Annotated in this window: 13 protein-coding genes; 5 read left to right on the forward strand and 8 right to left on the reverse strand. The window is 74.9% G+C overall.

Annotated elements, in window-relative coordinates:
• Positions 1 to 16: 16 nt before the first annotated feature.
• On the reverse strand, positions 17 to 610 hold the full coding sequence (locus KME80_RS34210; RefSeq protein WP_308126040.1) for an ankyrin repeat domain-containing protein: 594 nt from the start codon (positions 608 to 610) through the stop codon (positions 17 to 19).
• Positions 611 to 728: 118 nt separating this feature from the next.
• The gene (locus KME80_RS34215; RefSeq protein ID WP_219510752.1) at positions 729 to 1,250 is read right to left on the reverse strand and encodes a GlcG/HbpS family heme-binding protein; all 522 of its coding nucleotides are present in this window, start codon (positions 1,248 to 1,250) and stop codon (positions 729 to 731) included.
• Between the two features lie 183 nt (positions 1,251 to 1,433).
• Here KME80_RS34215 and KME80_RS34220 point away from each other — a divergent pair, with 183 nt between their 5' ends.
• On the forward strand, positions 1,434 to 2,582 hold the full coding sequence (locus KME80_RS34220) for a sensor histidine kinase (RefSeq protein WP_219510753.1): 1,149 nt from the start codon (positions 1,434 to 1,436) through the stop codon (positions 2,580 to 2,582).
• Positions 2,579 to 3,202 (forward strand): response regulator, encoded by a 624-nt coding sequence (locus KME80_RS34225; protein ID WP_219510755.1) that lies wholly within the window; start codon positions 2,579 to 2,581, stop codon positions 3,200 to 3,202. Before KME80_RS34220 ends, KME80_RS34225 begins: the two co-directional genes overlap by 4 nt.
• Here KME80_RS34225 and KME80_RS34230 read toward each other — a convergent pair.
• A complete protein-coding gene (locus KME80_RS34230; protein WP_219510757.1) occupies positions 3,186 to 3,596 on the reverse strand; it encodes a MerR family transcriptional regulator in 411 nt (136 codons plus the stop codon). The genes KME80_RS34225 and KME80_RS34230 overlap by 17 nt on opposite strands.
• 49 nt (positions 3,597 to 3,645) lie before the next feature.
• Between KME80_RS34230 and KME80_RS34235 the strand changes: the two genes are divergently transcribed.
• The gene (locus tag KME80_RS34235) at positions 3,646 to 4,521 is read left to right on the forward strand and encodes an NAD(P)-dependent oxidoreductase (RefSeq protein ID WP_219510759.1); all 876 of its coding nucleotides are present in this window, start codon (positions 3,646 to 3,648) and stop codon (positions 4,519 to 4,521) included.
• Positions 4,522 to 4,675: 154 nt separating this feature from the next.
• Here the strand turns inward: KME80_RS34235 and KME80_RS34240 are convergent, their stop codons facing one another.
• Together KME80_RS34240 and KME80_RS34245 are read right to left on the reverse strand one after the other, a co-directional pair.
• Positions 4,676 to 5,494: an ABC transporter permease gene (locus KME80_RS34240; RefSeq protein WP_219510761.1), complete on the reverse strand. Its 819-nt coding sequence runs from the start codon at positions 5,492 to 5,494 to the stop codon at positions 4,676 to 4,678.
• Positions 5,491 to 6,435 (reverse strand): ATP-binding cassette domain-containing protein, encoded by a 945-nt coding sequence (locus KME80_RS34245; RefSeq protein WP_219510763.1) that lies wholly within the window; start codon positions 6,433 to 6,435, stop codon positions 5,491 to 5,493. The genes KME80_RS34240 and KME80_RS34245 overlap by 4 nt, the downstream gene beginning before the upstream one ends.
• A gap of 86 nt (positions 6,436 to 6,521) precedes the next feature.
• Here KME80_RS34245 and KME80_RS34250 point away from each other — a divergent pair, with 86 nt between their 5' ends.
• Positions 6,522 to 7,271: a TetR/AcrR family transcriptional regulator gene (locus tag KME80_RS34250; RefSeq protein ID WP_219510765.1), complete on the forward strand. Its 750-nt coding sequence runs from the start codon at positions 6,522 to 6,524 to the stop codon at positions 7,269 to 7,271.
• On the opposite strand, the gene KME80_RS34255 is transcribed toward KME80_RS34250, so the two are convergent.
• Complete coding sequence (locus tag KME80_RS34255; RefSeq protein WP_308126041.1) at positions 7,234 to 8,112, reverse strand: alpha/beta fold hydrolase; 879 nt, start codon at positions 8,110 to 8,112, stop codon at positions 7,234 to 7,236. The genes KME80_RS34250 and KME80_RS34255 overlap by 38 nt on opposite strands.
• 80 nt (positions 8,113 to 8,192) lie before the next feature.
• Here KME80_RS34255 and KME80_RS34260 point away from each other — a divergent pair, with 80 nt between their 5' ends.
• Entirely contained in the window at positions 8,193 to 8,939 is a 747-nt protein-coding gene (locus KME80_RS34260) for a class I SAM-dependent methyltransferase (RefSeq protein ID WP_219510769.1), read from the forward strand.
• 12 nt (positions 8,940 to 8,951) lie between these two features.
• On the opposite strand, the gene KME80_RS34265 is transcribed toward KME80_RS34260, so the two are convergent.
• A complete protein-coding gene (locus tag KME80_RS34265) occupies positions 8,952 to 9,287 on the reverse strand; it encodes a cupin domain-containing protein (RefSeq protein ID WP_219510771.1) in 336 nt (111 codons plus the stop codon).
• A gap of 13 nt (positions 9,288 to 9,300) precedes the next feature.
• Positions 9,301 to 11,014, reverse strand: a 1,714-nt coding sequence (locus KME80_RS34270) for a helix-turn-helix transcriptional regulator (RefSeq protein ID WP_219510773.1), incomplete at its 5' end; no start/stop codon positions are given.

The following is an 11,014-nucleotide window of genomic DNA, read 5'->3' on the forward strand; positions in this document are numbered from 1 at the left end:
GCGGGCCCGGGCGGCGTCAGTGCGCCCCGGCCCCGCGCAGCAGGGCGGCCACCTCGGTCTGCTGCTTGGCGACGGCGTGGGCGAGCGGGGTGACGCCGTCGCGGTCGGCCAGGTCGACGTCGGCGCCGGCCGCGATGAGCAGGCGGACGATCTCCTGGTGGGCGGGGCCGCCGTCGCCCAGGATGACGGCCTCCAGGAGGCCAGTCCAGCCGAGGTCGTTGACGTGGTCGACGTCGATGCCGGTCTTGAGCACCTCGCGCACGTAGTCGACGTGGCCGCGCTCGCAGGCCGGGATGAGGGAGACGCCGCCGTAGCGGTTGCGGATCGTCAGGTCGGGGCCGGCCGGGAGGAGCGCCCGCAGCATCTCGACGCTCCCGGTCACGCCGGTGACCAGCCACGAGGTGTCCTGCCTGGCGTCCTGCGCGTCGGGGTCGGCCCCGGCGGCGACGAGCACCTTGGCGGCCTCGACGTGGTCGGCCGCGGCGGCCAGCAGCAGCGCGGTGCGGCGCTGCCCGTCACGGGACTCGACGTCGGCTCCGGACGCCAGCGCGTCGCGCACCGCTGCGGCGTCACCGCGCGCGGCGGCGGCCCGTAGTTCCTCGTTGAGCACGTTGTCTCCTTTCACACCGTCTCGCGTCCGGGAACCGCAGGCCGCGAGCAGCAGCCCGATCCCGCAGGCCAGAATCGTCCGGCGCCTCATCCCATCATCCTGCACGTCGGAGGGCGGTTCAGCCGAGCTGCCCGGCGACCGCCTTGGCGCCGGCGAGGGCGATGGCCTCGTCGATCTCGCCGCTGGGGGCGCCGCCGACGCCGATGCCCGCGACGGGGGCGCCGCCGGAGGCCAGGGGGACGCCGCCGCCCAGGAACAGGGTGCCCGGGATGTCGGCGATGTTCGGGCCGGAGCCGGTCAGGCCCTTGGCGAGCTCGCTGGTCGCCCGGCCGAAGGACACGGCGGTGAACGCCTTGCGCCGGGCCGACTCCTCGGTCTGCGGGCCCGCGCCGTCGCCCTTGAGCACCAGCCGGGTCGCGCCGGACCGGTCCACGATCACCACCGTGACGCGCTGCTTCAGCTTGGCGGCCTCCTTCAGCGCGGCGTCGGCGACCTTGAGCGCGGCGCCGGCCGACAGCGTACCCGTCTGGACGACGGCGGGGGCGGGCGCGGCGGCCTGGACGGGGGAGGGGGCGGCGGTCAGGAGCGCGAGCCCCGTGACGGCGCCGGCGATCAGGCGGGTGCGGAACGATCCGGTCATCAGGTCTCCCAAGGTCAGCGGGTGAAGCTTGCGGTCCCAGCCTGCCGCCGGGCGGGCCTGCCGCCATCGCGAGGACGGACGATCCCCGCGCGCCGATCGGCCGGGCCGCCGGTCAACCGATCGGTTGATCCGCCCTCCGACCACAGGGGATAACGTCGGAAGATGAGCGGACGGGGAGGGGTGATGAGGGAGCGCACGTGGCTCAACTGGGCCATGCACGTGGGGTTCTACCTGCTGCTCGTGGCCTCCGCGCTGCGGCTGGTGTCGCGGCACGGGCTGGTCGCGCAGACCGTCGCCGCCCTGGTCGTCTGCGCCGTCCTCGCGGTGGCGTACGCGGTGGGGATCGTGTTCTGGGGCCGGCTCGGGCGCGGCCGGCTGGTGTGGCTCGGCTGCGTGGCCGTGATCTGGCTGGCGCTGGTGGTGCTCGCGCCGTCGTTCAGCTGGTGCGCGGTCCCGCTGCTGTTCGTGTGCCTGCGGCTGCTGAGCGCGCGGGGGTTCGCCGTGGCCGCCGCGACGCTCACGCTGATCGTCATCGCGGCCCAGCTCAAGATCGCCCGGGAGATCGACCCCAGCCTCATCCTCGCGCCGATCGGCATCGCCACCATGACCGCGGTGATCTTCTGGGAGCTCCAGCGGGAGAGCGCCGCCCGGCAACTCCTCATCGACGACCTGATCCGCACGCGCGGCACGCTGGCCGACTCGCGGCACCGCACCGGTGTCCTGGAGGAGCGAGAGCGCCTGGCCAGGGAGATCCACGACACGCTCGCCCAGGGGCTGACCAGCATGGGCCTGCTGCTGCAGGCGGCCGACCGGATGTGGACGGCCGACCCCGACCGGGCCCGCGCCCACGTCCGGCGGGCCGCCGCGGCGGCCGAGCAGAACCTCGACGAGGCCCGCCGGTTCGTCCGCGACCTCCAGCCGCCGGGCCTGGTCGACGTGACGCTGCCCGAGGCGCTGGCCCGCCTCGGCGAGAGCGAGGCGGGCGCGGCCCGGGTCCGCTTCCGGCTGGAGGGCGAGCCGTACCCGCTGGAGCCCGACGTGCAGGCGGCGCTGCTGCGGGTCGCCCAGGGCGCGCTCGCCAACGTCCGCGACCACTCCGGCGCCCGCACCGCCACCGTGACCCTGTCCTACCTCGACGGCGAGGTGACGCTGGACGTCTTCGACGACGGGACCGGGTTCGCCGAGCCGGTCCCGGCCCCCGGCCGGGGCTTCGGGCTGCGGGCGATGCGCGACCGGCTGGCGGAGGTGGGCGGCGTGCTGACCGTCGAGAGCGCGCCCGGCGAGGGGACGGCGGTCGCCGCCCGGGTGCCCGGCAGGATCGGGGAGCGATGAGGCTGTTCCTGGTGGACGACCATCCCGTGGTGCGGGCGGGGCTGGTGGCGTTGCTGTCCGGCGAGGACGACATGGAGATCGTCGGCGAGGCCGAGGGCGGGGCCGAGGCGCTGCGCGGCATCGCCGCCGCGCGGCCGGACGTCGTGCTCATGGACCTGCAGCTCGGCGACGGCATCGACGGCGTCGAGGTCACCCGGCGGGTCCGCGAGCTGTCCCCGCCGCCGCAGGTCCTGGTCCTGACCACGTACGAGACCGACGCCGACCTCATGCGGGCCGTCGACGCCGGGGCCACCGGCTACCTGCTCAAGGCCTGCCCGCCGGAGGAGCTGTTCCAGGGCATCCGGGCCGCGGCGCGCGGCGAGACGGTGCTGTCGGCCAAGGTGGCGACGCGGATGCTGCGGCGGATGCGCGAGCCCGCGCCCGCGCTCAGCGGCCGTGAGGTGGAGATCCTGGAGCTGCTGGCCAGCGGGGCGGGCAACCGGGAGATCGCCAGGCGGCTGTTCATCACCGAGGCGACGGTCAAGACCCACCTGGTGCACATCTACGGCAAGCTCGGCGTCGACACGCGCACGGCCGCCGTCACCGCCGCCGTCGAGCGGCGTCTCATCCGACTCCCGTGACGGCCAGGCCCGCGCCGTGGAAGGGCGGGTAGCTGTCGGCGCTCGTGCGCTCGGCCGCGACGATGTAGCGGGCCAGGGCGTCGCGCGACTGGGCGAGGCGGTCCATCTGGTCCTCCAGCCGCCGCATCCGCGCCCGCATGGCGTCCAGCAGCTCGGGACAGCCCAGCAGCTCAGGCTCCTCGCCGGCCGCGCACGGCAGCAGGTAGGCGATGTCCTCCGACGACAGCCCGGCCCCGAGCAGGTGGCGGATCTGTTTCACCCGCAGCACGGCGTCCTCGTCGTACTCGCGGTAGCCGTTGGACCCGCGCTCGGCCTCCAGCAGGCCCTGGGCCTCGTAGTAGCGCAGCTGGTGGGCGTTGACGCCCGTCCGGCGACTCAGTTCCCCGATCCGCATCGCACCCTCACTTGACCTTCATACCGGTATCAACGTTGACGATGCTGGCATGAACAACGAAACCACCTCTTCCGTTACCGTTCTCGGGCTCGGGCTGATGGGCCGGGCGCTGGCCGGGGCGTTCCTCAGGGCCGGGCACCCCACCACCGTGTGGAACCGCACGGCGGCCAAGGCCGGCGAGCTGGTCGCCGAGGGGGCGCGACTGGCCCCCACTGCCGCCGACGCGATCAAGGCGAGCCCGCTGACGATCATCTGTCTCACCGACTACCAGGCCGTGCGCGAGCTGCTGGCCACGGCCGACCTGGACGGCGCCACGCTGGTCAACCTGACGTCGGGCGACTCGGCCCAGGCCAGGGAGACCGCCCGGTGGGCCGGGGAGCGCGGCGCCCGCTACCTCGACGGCGCCGTCATGGCCATCCCGCCGTCCATCGGGACCGCCGGGGCGGTGATCCTGCACAGCGGGCCGCACCAGGACTTCGAGACGCACCGGCCGGTCCTCGAAGCGCTCGGCACCCTCACCTACCTGGGCGAGGACCACGGGCTGGCCTCGCTGTACGACGTGGCCGGGCTGGCCATGATGTGGAGCGTGCTGAACGGCTGGCTCCAGGGCGTGGCGCTGCTCAGGACGGCCGGCGTGGACGCCGCGACGTTCACGCCGTTCACGCGGATGATCGCCGAGGAGGTGGCCGGCTGGCTGCCCGGATATGCCGAGCAGGTCGACGCGGGCTCCTACCCGGCCGACGTGTCGGCCCTGGAGACCGACGTGCGGGCGATGGCGCACCTGGTCGAGGAGAGCGAGGCGGTCGGCATCAACGCCGAGCTGCCCAAGCTCATCAAGGCGCTGGCCGACCGCGCGATCGCCGCCGGACGCGGCGGGGAGCAGTATCCGGTGCTGATCGAGGAGTTCGTCAAGCCCGGCGCCTGACCGGGGGCGTCAGCGGCGGGCGTGGCGGACCCGGCGGCCGCGGCGATCTCGGCCGTGGTGCCCGGGTCCTCCTCCGGGAGCGTGGCCAGCGCCGCCCGGAGCTCGCCGCGCGTCCCGGTCCTCCTCGGTGACCACGATCTCCTCCATGAGGCGTTCAGCGTCCTTTGCGCGCGTAGGCGCGCAGCGACAGCGGGACGAAGATCACCAGCAGCGCGGCCGACCAGAGCAGGACGGCGGCCACCGGATGCGCGAGCGGCCAGGCCGCGTCCCCGGGCAGGGCTCCCGGGCTGCCGGAGAGCCGTCGGATGGCGGCGGTGAGCGCGCTCACCGGGTTCCACTCGGCGACGAACCGCAGCCAGGCGGGCATGCCGTCCGTCGGGACGAACGCATTCGACAGCATCGTGAACGGCAGGCCCAGCGGCACCATCGCCTCGGCGACCTGCTCGTCCTTCACCGCCAGGCCCAGGTAGACGCCCACCCAGCCCAGCGCGTAGCGCAGCAGCACGATCAGCGCGAACGCCTCGGCGGCGGGGAGCAGGCCCTGCTGCGGCCGCCAGCCCACCAGCAGGCCCGTGACCACCATGACGCCCAGCAGCGGCACGCCGATCAGGGAGTCGGCTCCGCTGTGGCCGAACGGCACCGCCGACCGGGCCATCGGCATGGAGCGGAAGCGGTCCATCACGCCCCGGGAGGCGTCGGCGGCCATCCGCCCCATGACCCCCTGCACGGCGGTGAAGGTCACCATCGCGAACAGGCCCGGCATGAGGTACGCGCGGTAGTCGCCGCCGCCCGGCACCTGGATGGCGCTGCCGAAGACGTAGCCGAACAGCACCACCATGACGACCGGGAAGAGCAGCGCGGCGACGATCTGCCCGGGTTCCTGCCGTAACCGGCTCAGCTCGCGGCCGGCGAGGGTGAGGCCGTCGGTGAGCGTCCAGCGCAGGCGGTCCAGCGGCACGGGGATCGCGGTCATCGGACGGGCTCCTTGCGGTCGGTGAGGCGCAGGAACACCTCGTCGAGGGTGGGACGGCGCAGGCTCACGTCGGCGACGGCGACCCCGGCGCGGTCGAGGTCGCGCACGATGTCGGCGAGCCGGAGGCCGGTGGCGGGCAGGGCGACGCTGAGCCGGTCGGCGCCGGCCGTCGCGGGCCCGGCGCCGGCCAGGGCGTTCAGGACGGCGGCCGCCGCGGGCCGCGTGGCGGGGTCTTCGAGGACGACGTCGAGGCGGTCCCCGATCGTGGCCTTCAGCTCGTCCGGGGTGCCGGTGGCGATCACTTTCCCGTGGTCGATGACGGCGACGTCGTCGGCCAGCCGGTCGGCCTCGTCCAGGTACTGGGTGGTGAGCAGCACCGTGGTGCCGTCGGCCACCAGCTCGCGGACGCTGTCCCAGATCTCGCCGCGGCTGCGCGGGTCCAGGCCGGTGGTCGGCTCGTCCAGGAAGAGCACCTCGGGGCGGAGGATGAGGCAGGTGATCAGGTCGAGCCGGCGCCGCATGCCGCCGGAGTAGCCGCCGACCGGCCGGTCTGCGGCCTCCGTCAGGCCGAAGCGCTCCAGCAGCTCGTCGGCCCGGCGGTGCGCCTGGCGCCGTGGCAGGTGGTAGAGCCGCCCGAACATGCGCAGGTTGCCCCGGCCCGTGAGCTTCTCGTCCACGGCGGCGTACTGGCCCGCGAGCCCGATCCGCTCGCGCACCTGGGCGGCCTCGCGGACGACGTCGTGGCCGGCGATGCGGGCGTGCCCGGCGTCGGGGGCGGACAGGGTCGCCAGGATGCGCACCGCCGTGGTCTTCCCGGCGCCGTTGGGCCCCAGCAGGCCGCAGACCGTTCCTCTCGGGACGCTCAGGTCCAGGCCCCGCAGGGCGTGGGTGTCGCCGAAGGACTTGCGCAGCCCTTCGGCGACCACGATGGGATCAGACACGGACACCTCCACTGGGTACGTTGTACGCGGTTATGTCGGCCAGGCTAAGCCACTGGGTACTATGTACGCAACAAGGAGGTACGACGGTGGCGGACGCCGAGTACGTGAACATCTGGATGCGGCCCGAGCGCCCCGCCCGGGGGCCGAAGCCGGCCTACAGCCGCGCCCAGATCACCGAGGCGGCCGTCCGCATCGCCGACGCCGAAGGGCTGGAGGCCGCCACCATGCGGCGGATCGCCGCCGAGATCGGCGCCGGGGCGATGTCCCTCTACCGCTACGTCCCGAGCCGCGACAACCTGATCGAGCTCATGGCCGACCGGCTGATGGGCGAGATCGACGTCACCGGCCTGCCCTCCGGCGACTGGCGGGCCGACCTCACCCGCTACGCCGGCGAGCTGCGGGCCATGTGGCTGCGCCACCCGTGGATCGCCGCCGTGCAGCGGTCGCTGCCCAGCTTCGGGCCCAACCAGCTGCTCCTGATCGAACGGCTGATGGGGGTGCTCGACCCCTTCGTCCCCATCGACGAGAACCTCAGCCTCGTGGGCCTGCTGAACAGCTACGTCGAGGGCACCGTCCGGGAGGAGATCAGCTCGGCCAGGGAGTTCCGCCTCAGCGGGCTCACCGAGTCGGAGTGGATGGCGCGCAGCTACCCGTACATCGACCAGCTCGTGAAGAGCGGACAGTACCCGATCTTCACGAAGATCGTGACGGAGGCGCGCCAGCCGCACCTGAGCCGCGACGAGCAGTTCCGCTACGGGCTCAGGCGGGTCCTCGACTGCATCGCCACGGCCGTCCCGTCTACGCCGGCCGGCGATCCCCGGCCAGGAACCCGGTGATGGACGCGGCCTGGCCGAAGATCGCGTGACCGACGCCGGGAAGCAGCTTTACGCTCGCCCGAGGGACGCACCGGCGGATCCGCCGGGCGGTCCCCCGGGAGTCGAACATCGCGTCACGGTCCCCGGCGATCACGAGGACCGGCATGGCGAGGCCGCGCAGCGCCTCGTCGGGGAACACCGGCAGCCGCTCCCTGCGCGGGTTGAAGTGCGTGAACGTCAGGACGACGGAGTCGAGCGCCTCCCGGTGCCGCTCCGCGTCCAGCCCGGCGACCGCCATCGCCGACTCGCGCACCCCGCCGCGCCGCGACAGGCCGGACAGCACGGCCCTGACGACCCAGCCGACCTTCTGCCGCCCCACGCCGCCGGGGCACAGCAGGGCCAGGCGCGTCACCCGCTCCGGACGGCGGACGGCGTAGTCCAGGGCCGTCCACCCGCCGAGTGACGTGCCCGCGAACGCGGCGCCGGTGAGCCCGAGCCCGTCCAGCACGTCGTCCAGCCAGGCGGCCACGGCTCCGGAGCCCAGCGCGGGACGTGACGGCGCGCTCAGCCCCGGCTCGCCGACGAGGTCGACGGCGTACGTGCGGAAGTGCCGGGACCAGGTGGCGACGTCCCCGCGCCACATCGACGCGTTCGCGCCCGAGCCGTGCAACAGCACCAGCGGCGGCGCGTCCCGGGGGCCGGACACCAGCACGAACGTCTCACCCTCGCGCGTCGGCACCCGTACGTGCTCGGCGGGCACCGGCCACGCCGCCAGCTCCCGCAGGTAGCGCTCCCGGAGCTCGCGCCCGCCCGCCTCGGACTTGTAGATCGCGGTCATGCCGCCCAGCGAAGCCCTTGTCACCGTGTCAAGGTCAACCGGGGGCTCCGCGGTTCGCCCCCGCTGTGGTGCAATGGCGGGACCAGCGGGGAGAGGCAGGGCTGATGTCCGGCACGCAGTTGTACGACACCATCGGAGCCGCCTACACCGCGACTCGGCGCACCGACCCCCGCGTCGCCGAGCGCATCCTGGCAGCGCTCGGCGACGCCAGGACCGTGCTCAACGTCGGGGCGGGCACCGGCTCGTACGAGCCCCGTGACCGCCGGGTCGTCTCGGTGGAGCCGTCGGCGCTCATGCGGTCGCAGCGCGCCCCCGACGCGGCGCCGTGCCTGGCCGGGTCGGCGGAGAGCCTGCCGTTCGGCGACCGGTCCTTCGACGCCGCGATGACCGTCTCCTCCGTCCACCACTGGCGGGACCCGATCGCCGGGCTGCGCGAGATGCGGCGGGTGGCCCGGCGCGTGGTCGTGTTCACGCACGACACCAGCGAGGGCGGATGGCTGCGGCGGTTCTGGCTCACGCGCGACTACCTGCCGGAGGTCGCCGGCCTGCTCACCGGCCGCCCGGCGATCACCGAGCTGGCGGCCGCGATCGGCGCCCGCACGGAGCCGGTGCCGATCCCGTGGGACTGCGCCGACGGCTTCTTCGAGGCCTACTGGCGGCGGCCGGAGGCGTACCTGGACGAGCGGGTCCGTCGCGGGATGTCGGTCTGGTCCAGGGTCGGGCCGGAGGCCGAGCGGCGCACGGTGCGCGCCCTGCGCGACGACCTCGCCTCCGGCCGCTGGGCCGAACGCAACCGGGAGCTCCTCGGCCTCGACGCGGCCGAGCTCGGCCTGCGCCTCCTGATCGCCTGAACGCGCGGGCCGCTAGGCGCCGGGGCGCTCGTCGTAGTTGAAGCCGAAGGCGCGCACGCCGGTCTCGGTGCGGGGCCGGTGGCTGGTGCGCGGCCCGAAGGCGACGTACGTGCCGGGGCCGTGGGTGCGCTCGCCCTCGATCAGCTCGCCGCTGACGACGAAGTACGCCTCGCCGTACGTCTCGTGGACGTCCACGTCAGGCCATTCGGCCCCCGGGGCGAGGTCGATCACCCACGTCCGGATGCCCGGCATGCCGGGGAGCGTCCGCACGACCACGCCGGGAGCCAGCTCGTACGGCGGGACCGTCTCGACGTCCACGGGGAGCACCTGCCCGGGTTGTACCTCCATGAGGTCCACGATCTCACAGGTCCAGATCTTTCAGCTCGCCGCGGGAGACGATGCCGAGCTTCGGGTAGGCCTTGTACAGGTGGTAGCCGACCGTCCGGTGGCTGAGGAAGAGCTGGGCGGCGATGTCGCGGTTCGACAGGCCCCGCGCGGCCAGCCGGGCGATCTGCAGTTCCTGCGGGGTGAGCGCGGAGGCGGCGCCTTCGGCCTGCTCGGCGGCCTGGGCGCCGGTGGCGGTCAGCTCGGCGCGGGCGCGGGCGGCCCACGGCCGCATGCCGAGCCGGTCGAAGACCTCCAGGGCGTCGCTCAGCGAGCCGCGCGCCTCGGCCTTCCTCTTGGCCCGGCGCAGCCACTCGCCGTGGAGCAGCGCGGTCCTGGCGTACTCCAGCGCGCGGCCGTCCTGGTCGTGGCGTTCGAGTGCCGCCGTGTAGAGCGACTCGGCCCGGTCGTCGTCGGCGAGCAGCGCGCGGCAGCGCAGGACGAGCGCGTCGGCCCACGGCTGGCGGACCGTCTCGGCCCACCGTTCGAAGCGGGCCAGCGGCTCGGCGGCGCGTTCGGGCGCGCCCACCCGTACGGCGGACTCCACGAGGTCGGGGGTGGAGCGGGTGGCGCAGATGTGGTGGCGCATCGGCTCGCGGGTCAGGCGCTCGAAGCGGGCCAGCGCCGCCTCGGCGCGGCCCAGACCCAGGTCGAGCAGGCCGAGCGACCAGTGCGCCCAGGGCGCGCCGGGGGAGACGGCCCCGGCTGTGGCGCCGGCCAGCCCCGCCTCGGCGTGGCTCCGGCAGGCCGCCTCGTCGCCCTCGGCGGCGGCGAGGTAGGCGAGCACGCTGCTGAACTGGCTGACCCACTGCTGCTGGCCGGTGTCGCGGGCGAGCCGGAGGGCCTCGGCGGCCGTGGCGAGCGCGTCGCGGTGCCGCCCGGTGAACACCTCGCCCTCGGCCACGAAGAACAGCACCGTGGGCAGCCGCCCGGCGCCGCCCCGGTCCCGCTGCTCGGCGGCGAGGGCGGTGGCCAGCTCGTAGGCGTCGGCGTCCTGGCCCAGCACGAGCGCCGCGCCGCAGAGGATCATCAGCACCTGGCCGGGGACCTCGCCCCGGCGCTGGATCGCGGCGAGCGTGCCGGCCAGCGGCGGCGGCCCGTCGGCCCGGCCCCGGTCGAGCCGGCCCAGCGGGTCAAGATGGACCAGGTACGGGCCCACGGGGGCGAGCGGGTCCGCGTCGTCCAGCGGCAGCGCGGCCAGCCGGTCCAGCGTGCCGGCGAGCTGCTGTTCGCCCAGGTACCAGGCGGTGTGCACGGCCTGGACGAGCAGCGTGGCGGCCTGGCCGGGGTCGGTGTCGCGGACGAGGCCGGCGCCGTCGAGCAGCAGCCGGTGGGCGGCCGGGTAGGCGCCCTGCCAGAAGTCGGCGAGCGCGCGCACCTGCGCCATCCGCGCCCGTACCGCCGGGGGCCTGTCCGGCCCGGTCGCGCGGTCGCCGAAGGCGCGGGCGCGGTCCATGTCGCCGGCCTCCAGCGCCGCCTCCGCGGCCAGGGCCTCGCGGCGGGCCTTGGCGGAGGGGTCGGCGCTCAGCCGGGCGGCCCGCTCGTACGCGGCGGCGGCCGCCTCGTGGCCGCCGCGCTCGCGGGCGCGGGCGGCGGTGCGTTCGAGGGCGGCGGCGGCCTCCTCGTCGGCGCCGGTGGCGGCGGCCGCCAGGTGCCAGGCGCGGCGGTCGGCGGGCTCGGGCGAGCCGAGC

Origin of the sequence: Nonomuraea ceibae (genome assembly GCF_019396325.1) — a bacterium.
Taxonomy (GTDB): domain Bacteria; phylum Actinomycetota; class Actinomycetes; order Streptosporangiales; family Streptosporangiaceae; genus Nonomuraea; species Nonomuraea ceibae.